This window comes from Rathayibacter sp. VKM Ac-2754, from assembly GCF_009807095.1.
Classification (GTDB): Bacteria; Actinomycetota; Actinomycetes; order Actinomycetales; family Microbacteriaceae; genus Rathayibacter.
Window position 1 is genome coordinate 39,790 of the sequence record NZ_WUCC01000007.1, and the last position, 18,228, is coordinate 58,017.

Here is an 18,228-nt window from a genome sequence, read left to right on the forward strand (position 1 = left end):
GCTGACGCGGCGGACTCCGCCGCACGCGACCCGCGCTCCTCGATGAGCGCCGTCGACCCTCTCCCACTCCGGGCCGCTCCGCCGTGCCCGCGAGCACTTCTCCGCGCCTCCGCGCGCCTCCTTCGAAAGGACCACCCTCATGGCCGTCGAGTTCATCTCCGCCATCAACGTCAACCGCTCCAACGAGGTCAACGGCCTCGCCGACTCGAGCATCGACGTCGCCCACCTGCGCCGGTACTCGCGCATCCTCGAGGACGGCGGCTTCGACTACACGCTCGTGCCCTACGGCTCGGCCGGGCACGACCCCTTCACGATCGCCGCCGCGGTCACCCAGTACACCGAGCACCTGAAGCCGATCGTGGCGCTGCGGCCGAACACGGTCTACCCGACCGTCGCCGCGAAGGCTCTCGCCACGCTCGACCAGCTCTCGAACGGCCGCGCCGTCGTCCACTTCATCGCCGGAGGGAACGACCACGAGCAGGCGCGGGAGGGCGACCGCCTCGGCAAGCTCGAGCGCTACGCCCGCCAGGAGGAGTACATCCGGATCCTGCGCCGGGTGTGGTCGGCCACGGAGCCCTTCGATCACGAGGGCACCTACTACCGCTTCGAGGACTTCGTCTCGCGGGTCCGGCCGGTGCGCGGGAGCATCCCCGTCTCGGTCGGCGGCTCGAGCGACGAGGCCTACCGCCAGGGCGGCGCGCTCGCCGACATCTTCGGGCTGTGGGGAGAGCCGCTCGCCGACACGCAGCAGCAGATCGACCGGATCGCCGACGCCGCCCTCGCGGCCGGCCGCGCCGACACCCCGCGCACGTGGGTCACCTTCCGCCCGATCATCGCGCCGACCGAGGAGCTGGCGTGGGAGAAGGCGCACCGGATCCTCGGCATCCTGCAGGGACGCTCCGCCGCGGCCGCGAACCCGCGCAAGGGCGAGAAGGGCCTGTGGGTGCAGACCCCCGACGCGAAGGGACCCGCGAACGTCGGTTCGCAGCGCCTGCTCGACATCGCGAGCCGCAAGGATCTGCACGACCGAGCCCTCTGGACGCCGACCGCGACCGCGACCGGCGCGCAGGGCGCCTCCACCGCTCTCGTCGGCACGCCCGAGACCGTGGCCGCCGCGATCCTCGACTACGTCGACCTCGGCGCCGACCTGATCTCGATCCGCGGCTACGACAACCTCGACGACGCGGTCGACTACGGGCGCTACGTGATCCCGCTCGTCCGGGAGGAGCTCGCGCACCGCGAGGCCACCGGGCGCCGCGGCGAGATCGTCGCGCAGCCTCCGCTCGAGAGCACCGAGCTGGTCGGAGCGATCGCGTGACGCTCCTCGACGCCCCCGCCCGCCTCGTCCCCGATCTGTCCGACCGGGCACTGGCCCGGGTGACCGCCCGTCTCGCCGAGACCGCCGAGCACTACGACCGCACCGCAGAGTTCCCGTGGGAGGGGATCCGCGCCGTGCACGAGTCGGGGCTGCTCACCGTCGCGGTCGGCTCCCGCTACGGCGGCACTCCGCCCTCGACGGTCGATCTCGTGCGGATCTTCGGGGCGCTCGGCCAGGGCGATCCGGCGGTCGCGCTGATCTCGGCGATGACCGTGCTGCAGCACGCCGCGCAGGACCGCGGGGCGGCCTGGCCGGAGGAGCTCTACCGCTCCGTCCTCGCCGACTCCGCCGAGCGCCCGGTGCTGCTGAACGCCGTGCGGGCCGAGCCGGAGTGGGGCGCCCCCGCGCGCGGGGGCCTGCCCGCCACCACGATCCGCCGCGACGGCGACGAGTGGGTGCTGGAGGGGCGCAAGGGCTTCGCGACCGGCTCCGAGGGCCTGGCCTACCACCTCGTCTGGGCGGTCGACCTGCAGGGCGCCTCGGGCGAGCCCGAGCTCGGCCACGCGATCGTGCCCGGCGATGCTCCGGGCGTGCGGATCGAGAAGACCTGGGATCACCTCGGCCAGCGCGCCTCGAGCACGCACGACGTCGTGTACGAGCAGGTCCGCCTGCCGCTCGAGCACTTCCGCGGCACCCCGAGCTCGCAGCTCGCTCCCGAGGCGGGGGCGGGCGGAGGCTTCGGCCTCGCGGTCGCCGCGCTCTACGTGGGCATCGGGCGGGCGGCGCAGAGCTTCTTCGTCCGGTTCGCGAACGAGCGGGTCCCGACCTCGCTCGGTCGCCCGATCGCGACGACGGAGCGGATCCGCTCGGTCGCCGGCGAGATCGAGGCGCAGCTCGTCCAGGCCGAGGAGGTGCTGCTCTCCCTCGCCGCCCGCGTCGACGCGGGTGATCCGAGGGCCGCCGACCGCGTCGTCGTCGGGAAGCTGCTCGCCACCCGCTCGGCGATCACCGCCGTCGAGACCGCCGTCGCCGCCCTCGGCAACCCGGGGCTCACGCGGCACCACCCGCTCGAGCGCCACCTCCGCGACGTCCTGGCCTCGCGGGTGCACCCCCCGCAGGACGACGCCGCCCTCCTGATCGCCGGCACGCGCACCCTCGCGGCGCGCTGACCCTCTCTCCTTAGGACCCCCACAGCCATGACTCACCGACGATCCCGCTGGGCCGGCGCTGCCGCGCTCACCCTCGCCGCCGCCCTCGCCCTGACCGCCTGCTCCGGCTCCTCCGAGGCCGGCACCGCCTCCGACGACGCGACTCCCGTCTCCGGGGGCCGCCTCTCGCTCGCGTTCTTCCCCGACAACGCCGCGTTCTCGTGCGTCGACCCGTTCCAGACCTACTGGATCGAGCACCGCACCGTCATCCGCAACGTCGCCGACTCCCTCACCGACCAGGACCCGGAGACGGGCGAGATCGAGCCGTGGCTCGCGACCGGCTGGAGCGTGAACGACGCCGGCACGGAGTACACCTTCGACCTGCGCACCGACGTCACCTTCTCGGACGGCACCGTGTTCAGCGCCGACAGCGTGAAGACGGCCTTCGACAGCGACGCGGCGACCCTCGCGCAGCTGCCAGGGGCCTACGGCGGCGTCTACCTCGCCGGCTACTCGGGCACGGAGGTGGTCGACGCCGACACCGTGAAGGTCGCCTTCGCGACTCCCAACGCCGCGTTCCTGCAGGGCACCTCGACCACGAACCTCGCGATCCTCGCCGCCTCGTCGTACGAGCGGACGCCCGAGGAGCGCTGCCTCGGAGCCGTGGTCGGCTCCGGGCCCTTCACCCTCTCCGACTACACGCCGGGCACCGGCATCACCCTCGACAAGCGCGCCGGCTACGCCTGGGGCTCGTCGCTCCGTGAGAACACCGGCGAGGCGTACCTCGACGGGATCGACGTCAGCTACGTCGCCGAGGACAGCGTGCGCGTCGGCCAGCTCACGAGCGACGAGATCGACATCGCCTGGCCGCGGAACCCGATCTCGGAGAACGACCAGGCGGTGATCACCGGCAACGGCGACACCGTCGAGAGCCGATCGCTGCCTGGCCCCGCGAGCAACTACTACCCCAACGTCGCGGAGGGGAGGATCCTCTCGGACGAGAAGGTGCGGCAGGCCGTGCAGAAGGCGATCGACCGCGAGACGTACGCGTCGACGATCTTCGGTGCCGACTATCCGGCCGTCACGAGCGTCTACAACACGACCACGCCGTTCCATCAGGACGAGTCGTCGGAGCTGGCCTTCGACGCCGACGGCGCGGGCGAGCTCCTCGACGAGGCCGGCTGGGCTCTCGGCGACGACGGCTACCGCTACAAGGACGGGCAGAAGCTCACCCTCTCGGTGCCGATCGTGACGCAGTTCGGAGCGGGCGATCAGCTGATCCAGGACCAGCTCAAGCAGGTCGGCATCGATCTCGAGCTGAACGTGATCACGAACGCGCAGCGCGCCGACGTGCTGAACAGCGGTGACTACGACCTGATCTCGACCTACTACACCCGCGCCGACCCGGGAGTGATCCAGTGGATCATCGACTCCCGCTACGCCGGATCGAAGGCCCAGGCGGTGAACAACTTCACCGCAGAGCAGGCGACCGAGGTCCAGGCGCTGCTCGACCGCGGTGTGCAGACCGTCGACACCGCGGCCCGGGCCGCCGTCTACGCCGAGCTCCAGGACTACCTGCTCGAGAACGCCCTGGTGTTCCCCTTCGCCGAGCGGGTGCAGCTCGCCGGAGTCTCGTCGGCGGTGCACGGCTTCCGCTTCACCTCGGAGGCGTTCGGCGACTTCGCCGGGACCTGGATCCAGCCGTGACCACCGTCATCGCTTCCGCCGCACCGGGGAGGTCGGGCACCCGCTCGACCCCCTCGGGCCTCGGCCGCTACCTCGCAGGCCGGCTCGGCCAGGCGGTCCTCGTGCTGTGGGCCGCCTACACCGTGACCTTCGCGGTGCTGTGGCTGCTGCCGAGCGACCCGCTGGCGCTGCTCCTCTCGGCCAACAACGTCGAGCTCGACTCCCTCACTCCGCAGCAGCTCGCCGAGGCGCAGGCGCGCTACGGACTCGACCAGCCGGTCTGGCAGCAGTACCTGCGCATGCTCGGCGACGCGCTCCGCGGCGACTTCGGCACCTCCATCACGAAGGGGATCCCGGTCACGCAGCTGATCGGCGAGAAGCTGCCCGGCACGCTGCAGCTCAGCGCCCTCGCCATCGGGCTCGCGCTGGTCGGCGGCACGGCGCTCGCCTACCTGGCGGCCTACGTCCAGTGGAAGCCGCTCAAGGTGGTGCTCAGCCGCCTGCCGTCCGCCGGAGTCGCGTTCCCCGGGTTCTGGATCGGCCTGCTGCTCATCCAGTTCTTCGCCTTCACCCTGCACCTGCTGCCCTCCACGGGCAGCGCGACTCCGGCGTCCCTGATCCTCCCGGCAGTGACGATGGCGATCCCCACCTCGGCGATGCTCGCCCAGGTGCTGACCCGCAGCTTCGCCGACGTCGAGCGGGAGGCGTACATCACGACCGCGCGCGCCACCGGGCTCTCCCGCGCGGCGGTGCAGTGGCGGCACGCGTTCCGCAACGCCTCGCTGCCGACGCTGACGATCCTCGGCATCCTGGCCGGCAACACCGTCACCGGCGCGATCGTCGCCGAGACGATCTTCGCCCGGCAGGGCATCGGCACGCTCGCCCAGGAGTCGGTGCTCACCCAGGACGTGCCGGTGGTCCAGGCGATCGTGGTGCTGGCCGCGGCCGTCTTCGTCGGGATCAACCTCCTCGTCGACCTGCTCTACCCCCTCCTCGATCCGCGCATCACCACGACAGCGAAGGCGAGCCGGCCATGACGCTCGAACTGACCCGACCCGAGACCGCCGTCCAGGTCGCCTCCGAGCCCCGCGAGCGCGCCGCCCACGGGAGGAGCGCCCGGCGCCTCCGGACGCTCCGGCTCCTCCTCCGCCGCCCCGGATTCGTCATCGCGCTCGCCTTCGTCGTCTTCGTGCTGGCGTCGGCGATCGCCCCGGCGCTCTTCACCGGCTACGACCCGTACGCGACGGCTCCGGTCGACAAGCTGCAGGCGCCGAGCGCCGCGCACCTCTTCGGCACCGATGAGCTCGGCCGCGATCTGTTCGCGCGGGTCCTGCACGGCGGGGCGCTGACCATCCAGGCCACGGTGATCGCTATCGCGATCGCCCTGGTCGGCGGTCTCGCACTCGGCGTCGTCTCTGGCTACGCGGGCGGAGTCGTCGACGCCGTCATCATGCGGATCGTCGACGTGCTGCTCGCCATCCCCGGTCTGCTGCTGGCGCTCGCCATCGTCACCGCGATCGGCTTCGGCACGCTGCCCGTGGCGCTCGCCGTGGGCATCGGGATCCTCCCGGGATTCGCGCGGACCACCCGCGCCGAGGTGCTGCGGGTGAAGACGCTGCCCTACGTCGAGGCCGCGCGCACCGGAGGCGCCACCCGGCTCCGCATCCTCGTGCGGCACGTGCTGCCGAACTCGTGGGGTCCGGTCGCCGTGCTGGCGGTGCTCGATCTCGGCACCGCGATCATCGCGGTGGCCGCGCTGAGCTTCCTCGGCTTCGGCGCGGCGCCTCCCGCGGCGGAGTGGGGCACGCTCATCTCGAGCGGCCGCAACTACCTCGTGACCAGTCCGTGGCTCTCGCTGCTCCCGGGACTGTTCGTCGGACTCCTGGTCTTCTCGCTGAATCACGTGGCGAAGACCGTCGAGGAGGTGCGGTCGTGAGCGCGCTCGTGCGGCTCGAGGGCCTCTCGGTCGCCTACGGCGAGCAGACCGTCGTGCACGAGGTCTCGCTCGAGATCGCACCGGGCGAGATCGTGGCCGTGGTCGGCGAGTCGGGGTCGGGCAAGTCGACGACCGCGAACGCCGTGCTCGGGCTGCTGCCGGCGAACGGCCGGATCACCGGCGGCTCGATCGAGATCGCGGGGGACGACGTGACGCACGCCTCCGAGAAGGAGCTGCGCCGCCTCCGCGGCCGGGTCGTGGGGCTCGTGCCGCAGGACCCGATGGTCGGGCTCGATCCGACCCTCCGGATCGGCGCGCAGGTCGCCGAGGCCGTGCGCCTGCGCGGTGTCGACCGCCGATCCGTCGATGCCGAGGTGCTCGAGGCGCTCGGGCAGGCGGGGATCGACGATCCCGAGCTGCGGGCGAGGCAGTACCCGCACGAGCTCTCCGGGGGCCTGCGCCAGCGTGCGCTGATCGCGATCGCCCTCGCGGGGAAGCCGCGGCTGATCATCGCCGACGAGCCCACCTCCGCCCTCGACGTCACGGTGCAGAAGCGGATCCTCGACCATCTGCAGTCGCTCGTCCGCGAGCAGGGCATCGCGCTGCTGATCATCACGCACGATCTCGCCGTCGCGGCCGATCGGGCCGACCGCGTGCTCGTGATGCGCGGAGGCCGGGTCATCGAGCAGGGGCCGCCCGCTGAGATCCTCGTGGCGCCGCGGGAGGAGTACACGCGCGCCCTGATCGCCGCCGCTCCCGGTCTCGGGCACGGCGGGAGGATCGTGCCGCGCTTCGAGCAGGTGGAGCCGGCTCCCGAGATCCTGCGGATCGAGAACGTGGTGAAGGACTTCCCGCTCCCGGGGAGGCGCGGCGGCTTCCGCGCGCTCGACGACGTGTCGTTCTCGGTGCGCGCCGGGCAGACGCTCGCTCTGGTGGGGGAGTCGGGATCGGGCAAGACGACGGCGCTGCGGATCGCCCTCGGACTCGAGCGCGCGTCGAGCGGTCGGGTCCTCGTCGAGGGCGCCGACCTGACCACTGCCCGCGAGAAGCAGTGGCGGCCGCTCCGGCGCCGCATCCAGCTGGTGCACCAGAATCCGTTCGCGGCGCTCGACCCGCGCTTCACAGTGCTCGAGTCGGTGATCGAGCCGCTCGTGTCCTTCGGAGTGGGCGACCGCGTCACCCGCCTCGCCCGCGCGCACGAGCTGCTCGACCGGGTCGGGTTGCCCGACTCCTTCCTGTCCCGCCTGCCCGCCGAGCTCTCGGGCGGTCAGCGGCAGCGGGTGGCGATCGCCCGGGCCCTCGCGCTCGGCCCCGACCTCGTGCTGCTCGACGAGCCGGTGTCGGCGCTCGACGTGTCGGTGCAGGCGCAGATCCTCGAGCTGCTGGTCGAGCTGCAGCGCGACCTCGGCGTCGCCTACCTCTTCATCTCGCACGACCTCGCCGTGGTCGCCGAGGTCTCCCACGAGATCGTGGTGCTGAACCGCGGCCGGGTCGAGGAGGCGGGCAGCACCTCCCGCGTCTTCGGCTCGCCCGAGGCGGAGTACACCAGGACGCTGCTCGCGGCCATCCCCGGGGCTGCGGCGGTGGTCTCGTGAGCGCGCGCTTCCTCGTGATCGGCGGAGGCGCCGTCGGCTCGGTGGTCGCGGCGCAGCTGCACTTGGCGGGGCAGGACGTCGTCCTGATAGCGCGCGGTGAGCACCTCCGCGTGGTCCGCGAGCGCGGGCTGCGCCTCCGACGGCCGGCGGGCGACGAGACCGTGCGCGTGCCGGTCGCGAGTGGGCCGGCGGAGGCGGCACCTCGTCGTGGCGATGTGCTCCTGCTCACCGTCAAGGCGCAGGACGCCGAGGCGGCGCTCGCCGAGTGGGCGTGGACGCCGCTGATCGGCGGGGGAGCGGGCGGCACCCTGCCGGTGCTCACCTTCCAGAACGGGCTCGCCGCCGAGGACCTGGCGCTCCGCCGCTTCTCCAGCGTGCTCGGCGTCTCGATCGGCATCGCGGCCAGCTTCCTGACTCCCGGAGAGGTCGTGTCGCCGTCGTTCCCGACCGTCGGCGTGCTGTGGATCGGGCGCCACCCCGACGCCGACGACGTCCGGGCCGAGGCGCTCGCCGCGACCTTCCGCGACGCGGGCTTCGCGGCCCGCGCGGTGGCCGACATCGGCGCGTGGAAGGCTCGCAAGCTGCTCGCCAACGCCGTGAACGGCCTCGACCTCTTCACCGGCTCCGACAGCGAGCACGCCGCCGCCCGCGAGGCCCTCGTGGCGGAGGCGCGCCTCGCGCTCACCGCGAGCGGCCGCGCGATCGCGGAGGACGACGGCACCCGCCTCCGCGTCGACCCCGTGCCCGGTCACACCCCCGGCCGCCTCTCGACCTGGCAGAGCTTCGCCCGCGGCGCCGGGAGCGAGGTCGACCACCTGACCGGCGAAGTCGTGCTGCTCGCCCGCCGGGCGGGCGTCGCCGTGCCCGTGAGCGAGCGGCTGCAGTCCCTCCTCGGGCTCCGCGGGCGGGAGGCGGCCGTCGCGCCGCTCCCGCTCGCCGAGCTCCTCGTCCCCCTCTCCGAAGGAGTCCCCGCATGACCCTCACCGTCCCCACCTCCACGCGCACCGCCCGGCACTTCGACGAGCCGGAGGGGATCGCCGCCCGCGGCACGCTGATCGTCCTCGGCGGTCGCGGCGAGACCCCCGCCGTCTACGAGAGGTTCGGCACACGGATCGCCCGCGACGCCTACCGCGTGCGCGCCCTCGGCGACGCCACGGCACCGGGCGTCCGCGAGGAGGCGCTCGCCCTCCTGGGCGACCCCGCGGCGGTCTCGCCCGTGGTGCTCGTCGGCTCCGATGCGGGAGCCGCGGTCGCCCTCGAGATCGCCGCCACCCTTCCCGACGCGGTCGACGCGGTGATCGTCGCCGGTCTGCCGGTCCGGGCCGAGGGCGGCGAGGGCATCGCCGAGCGGACCTCCTGCCCCAACCACGCCGGGGTGCTCGAGCGCGAGGCCGACGCCGGTGCGCGCGACGCGGTGCTGCCTCCCGAGCTGCTGGCCGTCGCGGCGAGCGCCGTGCGAGCCCCACTGCTCGCGCTGCACGGCGAGGCCGATGCGATCAGTCCCGCCGAGGAGGCGGTGGCCGTGTACCGCACCGCCCCGCGCGCCGAGGTCCACCTCCTCGCGGGCGGCCGGCACGATGCGCTGAACGACGCGACCCACCGCTCCGCCGCCGCGACCGTGGTGCTGTTCCTCGAGCGGGTGAAGGCCTCCGCGGCCACGGCGGAGATCATCACGCGGGTGGACGCGTGAGCATCGCTGCGCCGGTCTTCGACCCGTCCGTCGCCCGCGCCGACCGCTCGGGCTGGTCGCCCCCCGGCGATCCCGTCGGGGTCGTCCGCGCCCGCGACGTCGACGAGGTCCGCGCGACGCTCGCCCACGCCTCCGCCCACGGGATCCCCGTGGTGACCCGTGGCGCCGCCTCCGGACTCGCGGGCGCCGCGAGCGCGGGGGAGGGCGCGATCGTCCTCGACGTCTCCGGCCTCGACCGCATCCTCTCGATCGACCCGGTCGACGGCATCGCGCGAGTCGAGCCCGGAGTGATCACCGCCGATCTCGACCGCGCGGCGGCCCGCCACGGCCTGCTCTACGCCCCCGATCCGGGCAGCGTCGAGATCTCGACCATCGGCGGCAACATCGCCACCAATGCGGGCGGGCTGCGCGGTGCCAAGTACGGAGTGACGCGCGACGCCGTCCTCGCCCTCGACGTCGTGCTGGCCGACGGCTCCCTGGTGCACCTCGGCCGCGACACGGTGAAGGGCGTCGTCGGCCTCGACCTGACCGCCCTGCTGGTCGGGTCGCAGGGGAGTCTCGGCGTGGTCGTCGGCGCGACCCTCCGCCTCCTGCCGCGCCCACGGCTGACCGCGACCGCCGCCGCGTTCTTCACCGATGTCGCCGCCGGAGCCGAGGCGGCCGCCGCCCTCGCCCTCGCGGGCCTCCGACCGAGCGTGCTGGAGCTCGTCGACGCGAGCACCCTCGAGGCGATCGACGCGCTGCGCGGCTCCGCTCTCGCCACGCGCGGTGGTGCGTTCCTCCTCGTGCAGACCGACGGCTTCGGCGCGGCGGAGGAGATCGAGGCGGTGCGCGCCGTGCTCGCACCGACCGCGACCGGCGTCGAGACCACGCTCGACGCCGAGGAGGGCCTCGCACTGGCCGCCGCCCGCCGCGACGCCCTGCCCGCGATCGAGGCGCGCGGCCGGGTGCTGATCGAGGACATCGCGGTGCCCCGCTCGCGCCTCGCCGAGGCGATCCGACGGATCCACGCGATCGCCGGCGACACCGGTGCCGACGTCTACGTCTTCGCCCACGCGGGCGACGGCAACCTGCACCCGATCATCCGCCTGCGCGACGAGTCGGAGGAGGCGCGCGCGCAGGCCGACGCCGCGGCCGAGGCCGTCTTCGCGCTGGCCCTCGAGCTCGGCGGCACCGTGAGCGGCGAGCACGGCGTCGGCGGGCTCAAGCGCGAGTGGGCCCGGCGCGAGCTCGGACCCGACGTCGTCGCCCTGCAGCGCGCGGTGCGGCGGCTGTTCGATCCGCAGGGCATCCTGAATCCCGGAACCGCGCTGTGAGCGCACTCGAAAGGACGGCCATGACCGACACCGGCATCCCCGACCGCACCGCCGTCCTCGTGACGCCCGACGAGCTGGAGGCGGCCCTCGCGTCGCCCGAGCCGCCGCTGGTCCTCGACGTGCGCTGGCGTCTCGACCGCCCCGACGGCCGGCCCGCGTACCTCGAGGGTCACATCCCCGGCGCGGTCTACGTCGACCTCGACCACGAGCTCGCGGCGCACGGCGAGCCCGGCGACGGGCGGCACCCGCTGCCTCCGATCGAGGCGCTGCAGGAGGCGGCGCGCCGCTGGGGGCTCCGCCGCGGCCGGGCGGTCGTGGTCTACGACGACCTCAAGAACCTCTCGTCGGCCCGCGCCTGGTGGCTGCTGCGCGCCGCCGGAGTCGCCGACGTGCGCCTGCTCGACGGATCGCTGCGGGCGTGGACGGGCTCGGGTCGCCCGCTGGAGGCCGGCCCCGTGGTGCCGCTCGCGCCCGGCGATGCGGAGCTCGCCTACGGCGCGCTGCCGGTGCTCGACATCGACGCGGCGGCCGCGCTGCCGTCCGACGGCGTGCTGCTCGACGCCCGTGCGCCCGAGCGCTACCGCGGCGACGTCGAGCCGATCGACCCGCGAGCCGGGCACATCCCCGGAGCGCTGAACGCCCTGGCGACCGACAACGTCGACTCCGACGGGCGCTTCCTGCCGTCGTCGGAGCTGCGCGCCCGCTTCGAGGCGATCGGCGTGCGGTCCGACGCCCCCGTCGGCGTCTACTGCGGCTCCGGAGTGACGGCCGCCGCCGACGCCGTCGCGCTGACCCTCGCCGGCTTCGCACCGCGCCTGTACCCCGGCTCCTGGTCGCAGTGGTCGAACACCCCCGGCCGCCCGGTCGCGACGGGCCCGTCCGCGTAGGCGCGACGCCCCCGATTCCTCAGAAGTTGCGGTAGTCGCGTCCGACTACCGCAACTTCTGGAGTGTGGGGGCTCCCGGATCCGCCCGCCCAGCCTCTGCCTCCGGGTCGCGCTCGAGTACGCAGGAATTGTCGTACTCGACGCTCCAGTACGACAACTTCTGCGGAGTGGATCCACGGCCCACTCATTCCTCAGAAGTTGCGGTAGTGGCGCGCCACTACCGCAACTTTTGGAGGGTCGGGGGCGCCCGGATCCGCTCGCCCGGCCTCAGCCTCCACGTCGCAATCGATTACGCAGGAGTTGTCGTACTCGACGCTCGACGACGACAACTCCTGCGGAGTCGATCCGCAGCCCGCCCATTCCTCAGAAGTTGCGGTAGTCGCGCGCCACTACCGCAACTTCTGGAGAGTCGAGGGCGCTCAGACCCGCCCGCCCGGCCTCAGCCTTCACGTCGCATTCGAGTACGCAGAAGTCGTCGTACTCGACGCTCGAGTACGACGACTTCTGGAGTCTCGCGCCGGCGAGGGAGGCAGCTCGGAGGAGGTGCGCGCCTCAGCCCAGGCGGGAGTGCTCGCCGAGGTGGTGCCAGGTGCGGTTGTGGTAGACGAGGGGAGCGGTCGTGTCCGAGTCCTCGGGGACGTGCGCCTCGAGGGCGTGCACGGCCACGATCGTCGACGATCCCGCCTCCATGCGGTTGATGACGGTGCCGCGGATCCAGGCGGCCGCCGTCGGGAAGTACGGCTCGCCGGTCGGCAGCCGCGACCAGATCGAGGTGTCGGCGAAGCGGTCGATCCCGCTGGTCGAGCCGAGGCGCGCGAGGTCCAGCTGTCCCGCGCCGAGGAGGTGGACGACGAGCGTCTCGGACGCCTGGATCGCGGGCGAGCTCGACGACGCCGACGACAGCGAGAACACGAACAGCGGAGGCTCGGCGCTCACGGAGAAGACGGACGTCGCGGTCAGCGCGACGGGACCGGTCCCGGGGTCGGCGGTGATGAGGGCGACGCCGGCGGCGTGGTTGCGGAACGCGAGCTTGAACTCGTCCGACGACAGCCCCGCGAAGGCGGCACGCTTGCTCGGCTCGTCGGCGCCCGCGGTGGTGGCGAGGTTCTCACGGCTCATCGGAGGCTCCTGATCGATCGGGGATGCGGCGCGGGTCGGCTCGCCTTCGCGCCGCAGCACTGCCCCTCCAGCCTGTCGCACTGCTGGGGGAGCCCTCGCCGCATTGCGGAGTATGACACCGCAGCCTGCCGGTGGTCCGTGATCCTCCGGGCCGCCGTTCGCGCGGTCTGCAGGAGGCGGAGGTGCGATCTGCAGGACTCGCGGTCCGAAGAGCGCTCTCCGCCGCGTCGCGCCCGGACTTCAGACCGGACCTCCTGCAGACCGCACGCTCTCCTGCAGACCGCACGCTCTCCTGCAGACCGCACCACCTCCGTCTCACCGCACGCACGCCCTCAGCGCAACCCGTCGCGCCCCGCACCCCGCGCGCGCACACTCGAGGCATGGCCCACCGCGTCCGCGAGTCCTCCGCCCGCCCCGAGAGCAAGACCTGCGCCTCCTGCGGCCGCGAGATCGAGTGGCGCGCGAAGTGGGCGCGCGACTGGGAGAACGTCCGCTACTGCTCCGACGCCTGCCGTCGCCGCGGCGTCGGCCCCGAGGAGGCGCGCCTCGAGGACGAGATCCGCCACCTCCTCCTCGCCAGGGCCGCCTCCTCGACCGCCTGCCCCTCCGAAGTCGCGCGCAAGGTGGGCGGCGAGGACTGGCGCCCGCTGATGGAGCCCGTCCGCCGCGCCGCCCGCCGGCTCGTCGACCGTGGCGAGATCGACATCGTGCAGGGCGGCCAGATCGTCGACCCGTCGCGCGCGAAGGGCCCGATCCGCCTCCGCCGCCGCCCCGGCGGGCCCCTGTCGCCCGGCGGCTCCGCCGGTTAGCGTGAGCAGATGCCCAGCAGCGACGCCGTCGTCCTCACCGTCCCCGGACCGCACGGCGACCGCGAGGTCCGCCTCTCGAGCCTCGGGCGAGTCCTCTTCCCCGAGCCCGGCATCACCAAGCGCGAGGTGGCGGAGTACCTGATCGCGGTCGGCGACGCCTTCCTCGCCGCGAACGGCGATCGTCCCGTGTCGCTGCAGCGCTTCTCCTCCGGGATCGACGGCGACCAGTTCTTCTCGAAGAACCCGCCCAAGGGCGCTCCCGAGTACGTCCGCTCCGTCCCCGTCACCTACCCGAGCGGCCGCGTGCACCCGCAGCTCGTCATCGACGAGCCGGCCGTCGCCGTCTGGGCCGCGCAGATGAACACGATCACGTTCCACCCCTGGGCCTCGAAGGCCGGCGACTCCGACCACCCCGATCAGCTCCGCATCGACCTCGATCCCCAGCCCGGGACCGATGTGGCCGACGCCGTCCGCGCGGCGCACGTCCTCCGCGAGGTGCTGCGCGAGGCCGAGCTGGAGCCGTTCGTCAAGACCTCGGGCAACCGCGGCCTGCACGTGTTCGCGCCGATCGAGCCCGAGCACGAGTTCCTCGAGGTGCGGCACGCCGTCATCGCCGCGGCGCGCGAGCTCGAGCGCCGGATGCCCGAGCAGGTCACCACGGCGTGGTGGAAGGAGGAGCGCGGCGAGCGCATCTTCGTCGACTTCAACCAGGCGAACCGCGACCGCACCATGGCCGGCGCCTACAGCCCGCGCCCCCTCGCGCACGCCCCGGTGTCCTGCCCGCTCGAGTGGGACGAGCTCGACGGAGTCGACCCGCGGAAGTTCACCGTCCGCACCGTCCCCGAGCGCCTCGCGTCGCAGGGCGACCCGTGGGCGCGGATGCACGACTCTCCCGGCCGGCTCGGGACACTGCTCGAATGGTGGGAGCGCGATGTCGGGAACGGCTTCGGGGAGCTGCCCTTCCCGCCCGACTTCCCGAAGATGCCCGGCGAGCCGCCGCGCGTCCAGCCGAGCCGCGCGAAGAAGCCCGCGGCCGACTGACGCGCCGGAACGTCGGCTCAGCCGAGCACGTCGTCGAGGTCATAGGCCGTCGGCCGCTCGAGCTGCTCGAAGGTGCAGGAGGCGGCCTCGCGGTCGGGACGCCAGCGCTCGAACTGCACCGTGTGGCGGAACCGCTCGCCCTCCATCTGGTCGTAGCGCACCTCGAGCACCCGGGTCGGCCGCAGCCTGACGAACGTCGTGTCGCGACTGCCCGAGAAGCGGCTCCGCTCGCCGTCGCCGCGCACCGGATCGCCCGCCTCGTCGCGCTCGACGACGTCCGCGAGCTCCTCCACCAGCTCCACCCGTCGAGCGTCGGTGAAGGCGGAGGCGCCGCCCACCTGCCGGAGGTTCCCGTCGGCGTCGTGGAGGCCGAGCAGCAGCGAGCCGAGTCCCGGCTTCGACGTGTGCTCGCGGTAGCCGATCGCGATGACGTCGGCCGTGCGGTGGTGCTTCACCTTCAGCATCGACCGCTTGCCGGGGGCGTAGGGCGCGTCGAGGGCCTTCGCGACGACTCCGTCGAGCCCCGCCCCCTCGAAGCGGTCGAGCCAGTCCCGCGCGAGAGCCTCGTCGGCGGTGGTGCGTCCGAGGTGCAACGGAGGCGCCACGCCGTCGAGCAGGCCGGCGAGCGCCGCACGCCGCGCCGAGTAGGGCTCCTCGAGCAGGCTCCGGCCGCCGACGGCGAGCAGGTCGAACGCGACGAGCATCGCCGGAGTCTCTGCCGCGAGGGTGGCGACCCGGCTGGCGGCGGGGTGGATGCGCTGCGAGAGCAGCTCCCAGTCGAGCCGCTGCGCGCCGCGGTCACCGGTCGCGAGCACGATCTCGCCGTCGAGCACGCAGCCGTCGGGCAGGAGGTCGAGGAACGCGGCCACCAGCTCGGGGAAGTAGCGGGTCAGCGGCTTCGAGCCGCGGCTGCCGATCTCGCAGCCGCCGTCGGCTCGCGAGACGATCGCCCGGAACCCGTCCCACTTCGGCTCGTAGGAGAAGCCGCCCGGCACGCTGTCCTGGGCGGGGACCACGGGCACCGCCTTCGCCAGCATCGGGGCGATCGGGAGGGCGAGAGGGAGGTCCATCTCCCGATCATCGCGGGCGGATGCGACGCCCGCACCCCCCTGTTGGGCGACGTGGCCGGAGGCGACACGCCGTATCGAGTGGTGAAGTGGGTTCGTTTCGCGCCATCACACCCGGGAGACTGGGGCGATGCACAGGTGGGGACGACGATCCGGATCGCAGGGTGGACCAGACCGGACAGCCGGGGGGCTCCGAAGAGCAGGTATGACCTACTCCAGTCGGCGCGCGCTCGGACGGGACTCGCGCTGATGCCGCGCGAGACCACCGGCGTCGCACGACGACTGTTCGGACGCATCCGCCGGGACGACGCCCTCGCCGAGCACCACGAGGCGCCCGGCCCGGAGAAGACCGTCCCGCGCCCTCCGTCGCGCGCCGTGTCCGCACAGTCCTCCGGACTGCTCACCTTCGACGTGTCGGCACCGTCGATCGGCCGCTACTGCGAGCTCGACCCCGACGCCATCGAGTTCCCGCACCCGGCTGTCGCCGACTTCGTTCCCGACCTGTCGCGCCATGCCTCGTCCGGAGGCGCGGCGCCGGTGGCCGCTCCCGATGCCGCTCCTCGCTCGGAGGCGCCGCCCGCTCCCGCACCGCTCTCGAGCTTCGCGCCGCCCGCGCCGCTCTCGAGCACAGCGCCGCCCGCGCCCCGGTCGGCGCTGTCCGCCGTGTCGGCGCAGGAGGAGGCCGCGGCCGCCGAGCGCGCCGCCGTGGTGCAGCGCATCGCCGAGCGACTGGCCGAATCCAAGCGCGCCGCCGAGGCCGAGCGCGCGGGGGAGGCGCAGCCTCTCGCCGTGGCAGGGCACGTCGCCGATACCGAGCGCTCTGCAGAGGCCGAGCGTGTCGCGGAGGCTGAGCGTGCCGCGGAGGCTGAGCGTGTCGCGGAGGCCGAGCGTCTCGCGGAGGCTGAGCGTCTCGCGGAGGCCGAGCGTCTCGCGGAGGCCGAGCGTCTTGCGGAGGCCGAGCGTCTCGCCGAGGCTGAGCGTCTCGCGGAGGCCGAGCGTCTCGCCGAAGCTGAGCGTGTCGCGGAGGCCGAGCGTGTCGCGGAGGCCGAGCGTGCCGCCGAGGCCGAGCGTGCCGCGGAGGCCGAGCGTGTCGCGGAGGCCGAGCGTGTCACCGAGGCCGAGCGTGTCACCGAGGCTGAGCGTCTTGCGGAGGCCGCGCGTCTCGCCGAGGCGGAGCGTCTTGCGGAGGCCGCGCGTCTCGCCGAGGCCGAGCGTCTCGCGGAGGCCGCGCGTGCCGCCGAGGCTGCGCGTCTCGCCGAGGCCGCGCGCACCGCCGAGGCCGCGCGCACCGCCGACCTCGCGAGCGCAGCCGAGCTCGAGCGCGCCGCAGCCGCGCGCGCCCGAGACGACGAGCCACTCGACGCCTCCGCCCCCTCCGCCTTCGAGCGCCCCGCCCCGACCGTCCCGCTGAGCGCCCCCTCCCTCGCCGCCGTGTCGACGTTCGGAGTGGCGCCCGCCATCGGCGAGGTCTGCGCCCTCGACCCCGACGCGATCGAGTTCCCCCACCCGGCCGTCGCGTCCTTCGTGCCGGCGACCATCCACCACCGGCCCTCCGAGCCCTCGCGATCCTTCGTGTCCCGGAAGGATGCGGCCGCTCCTGCCGCGCTCGCCGAGACTCCGCAAGACCCCTTCGACTCCGTCCTCCTCGACGACCGACCTCCCGCGCCGCCGACGTATCCCGAGCATCTGCTGAACCTCGCCGACGCTCCGGACAATCAGAACGACGAGCCCGCTGCCGAGGAGCGCGCCCCGCGCTCGCGTCGCGGTCTGCTCGCGGTCGGGATCGGCATCGGAGCCGCGGTCCTCGTCGTCGGAGGTGCGCTCGTCGCCGTTCCGCTGCTCTCGCAGGGCGGTTCCGCCGACCCCGCCCCCGCCGCCGACCCCGGCACCACGGCCGCCGCCGTCGACTGGATCGCCTCCTCGCTCGACCCGTCGGCGGTGCTGCTGGTCCAGGACGACCTCGTCGACCAGGTCAGCGACGGAGGGTTCTCCTCCGACACGATCGTCTCCGAGTCCACCCTCGCCGCCGCGGCGCCCGACTCGGCGTGGCGGGCGGCCGACTACGTCCTGGCCACGCCCGCGCTGACCGCGACGGCGACCGGAGAGGTCTCGACCGCCCTCGAGAATTCGGAGCCCGTCGCGCAGTTCGGCGGCGGAGACTCCACCGTCGAGGTCCGGCGCGTCCTCGACGAGGGTCTGGAGGCGGCGGCCGCCGATGCGGCCGTCCTGACCGCGGCGCGGGCGTCCGCCGGTGCTCAGCTCGCCGCGAACCCCGCCCTCACCACGACCCCGGCCGCCCGCGCCCTGCTCGAGGAGGGGCGCGTCGACTCCCGGCTGCTCCTGCTCCTCGGTCAGCAGCTGGCCGCCTCCCCGCTCTCGGTCGCCGACTTCCCCTCCGGCGCGAACGAGACGGAGGGAGTCCGTCACCGCCTGCTCCTCTCCGGCTACAACGGCGCCGGCATCCCGGCCGACGCCACTGCGACCGCCGACGCCACGACGTGGCTCGGCAGCCAGACCGGCGACTTCGTCCCCCGCTCCGTCGACTCCAGTGCAACGGGACTGCTCGTCACCCTGGACGTCGGCGAGCCCGCCGGACTCCTCCCGAACGCCCCGTAGC

Annotated in this window: 15 protein-coding genes; 13 read left to right on the forward strand and 2 right to left on the reverse strand. The window is 73.7% G+C overall.

Going from position 1 to position 18,228, the window contains the following annotated elements:
* Positions 1-139 precede the first annotated feature (139 nt).
* The 10 genes from GRS92_RS12935 to GRS92_RS12980 are packed head-to-tail and all read left to right on the forward strand — an operon-like array spanning position 140 to position 11,576.
* Entirely contained in the window at positions 140-1,318 is a 1,179-nt protein-coding gene (locus GRS92_RS12935; RefSeq protein WP_159857054.1) for an LLM class flavin-dependent oxidoreductase, read from the forward strand.
* Positions 1,315-2,487 carry an acyl-CoA dehydrogenase family protein gene (locus GRS92_RS12940; RefSeq protein ID WP_159857055.1) on the forward strand — a complete coding sequence of 391 codons (1,173 nt, stop codon included), beginning with the start codon at positions 1,315-1,317 and terminating at the stop codon, positions 2,485-2,487. Before GRS92_RS12935 ends, GRS92_RS12940 begins: the two co-directional genes overlap by 4 nt.
* 27 nt (positions 2,488-2,514) lie before the next feature.
* Positions 2,515-4,173, forward strand: a complete 1,659-nt coding sequence (locus GRS92_RS12945; protein ID WP_159857056.1) for an ABC transporter substrate-binding protein — start codon at positions 2,515-2,517, stop codon at positions 4,171-4,173.
* Positions 4,170-5,189 carry an ABC transporter permease gene (locus GRS92_RS12950; RefSeq protein WP_235022017.1) on the forward strand — a complete coding sequence of 340 codons (1,020 nt, stop codon included), beginning with the start codon at positions 4,170-4,172 and terminating at the stop codon, positions 5,187-5,189. Before GRS92_RS12945 ends, GRS92_RS12950 begins: the two co-directional genes overlap by 4 nt.
* Positions 5,186-6,088 (forward strand): ABC transporter permease, encoded by a 903-nt coding sequence (locus GRS92_RS12955; RefSeq protein WP_159857057.1) that lies wholly within the window; start codon positions 5,186-5,188, stop codon positions 6,086-6,088. The genes GRS92_RS12950 and GRS92_RS12955 overlap by 4 nt, the downstream gene beginning before the upstream one ends.
* Complete coding sequence (locus GRS92_RS12960) at positions 6,085-7,683, forward strand: dipeptide ABC transporter ATP-binding protein (RefSeq protein WP_159857058.1); 1,599 nt, start codon at positions 6,085-6,087, stop codon at positions 7,681-7,683. The genes GRS92_RS12955 and GRS92_RS12960 overlap by 4 nt, the downstream gene beginning before the upstream one ends.
* A complete protein-coding gene (locus tag GRS92_RS12965; protein WP_159857059.1) occupies positions 7,680-8,660 on the forward strand; it encodes a ketopantoate reductase family protein in 981 nt (326 codons plus the stop codon). Before GRS92_RS12960 ends, GRS92_RS12965 begins: the two co-directional genes overlap by 4 nt.
* The gene (locus GRS92_RS12970; RefSeq protein WP_159857060.1) at positions 8,657-9,373 is read left to right on the forward strand and encodes an alpha/beta hydrolase; all 717 of its coding nucleotides are present in this window, start codon (positions 8,657-8,659) and stop codon (positions 9,371-9,373) included. The genes GRS92_RS12965 and GRS92_RS12970 overlap by 4 nt, the downstream gene beginning before the upstream one ends.
* Positions 9,370-10,689, forward strand: a complete 1,320-nt coding sequence (locus GRS92_RS12975) for an FAD-binding oxidoreductase (protein ID WP_159857061.1) — start codon at positions 9,370-9,372, stop codon at positions 10,687-10,689. The genes GRS92_RS12970 and GRS92_RS12975 overlap by 4 nt, the downstream gene beginning before the upstream one ends.
* Positions 10,690-10,709: 20 nt before the next feature.
* Positions 10,710-11,576 carry a sulfurtransferase gene (locus tag GRS92_RS12980; RefSeq protein ID WP_159857062.1) on the forward strand — a complete coding sequence of 289 codons (867 nt, stop codon included), beginning with the start codon at positions 10,710-10,712 and terminating at the stop codon, positions 11,574-11,576.
* Between the two features lie 551 nt (positions 11,577-12,127).
* Here the strand turns inward: GRS92_RS12980 and GRS92_RS12985 are convergent.
* Positions 12,128-12,694, reverse strand: coding sequence for a flavin reductase family protein (locus tag GRS92_RS12985; protein WP_159857063.1), 567 nt, complete (start codon positions 12,692-12,694; stop codon positions 12,128-12,130).
* A gap of 380 nt (positions 12,695-13,074) precedes the next feature.
* On the opposite strand from GRS92_RS12985, the gene GRS92_RS12990 reads away from it, so the two are divergent.
* Complete coding sequence (locus GRS92_RS12990; protein WP_159857064.1) at positions 13,075-13,503, forward strand: DUF2256 and DUF3253 domain-containing protein; 429 nt, start codon at positions 13,075-13,077, stop codon at positions 13,501-13,503.
* 9 nt (positions 13,504-13,512) lie between these two features.
* Positions 13,513-14,544, forward strand: coding sequence for a non-homologous end-joining DNA ligase (gene ligD / locus GRS92_RS12995; protein WP_159857065.1), 1,032 nt, complete (start codon positions 13,513-13,515; stop codon positions 14,542-14,544).
* 17 nt (positions 14,545-14,561) lie between these two features.
* Here the strand turns inward: ligD and GRS92_RS13000 are convergent, their stop codons facing one another.
* Complete coding sequence (locus GRS92_RS13000) at positions 14,562-15,614, reverse strand: ATP-dependent DNA ligase (RefSeq protein WP_159857066.1); 1,053 nt, start codon at positions 15,612-15,614, stop codon at positions 14,562-14,564.
* Positions 15,615-15,860: 246 nt separating this feature from the next.
* On the opposite strand from GRS92_RS13000, the gene GRS92_RS18885 reads away from it, so the two are divergent.
* Positions 15,861-18,227 (forward strand): hypothetical protein, encoded by a 2,367-nt coding sequence (locus tag GRS92_RS18885; RefSeq protein WP_204162400.1) that lies wholly within the window; start codon positions 15,861-15,863, stop codon positions 18,225-18,227.
* Position 18,228 lies beyond the last annotated feature (1 nt).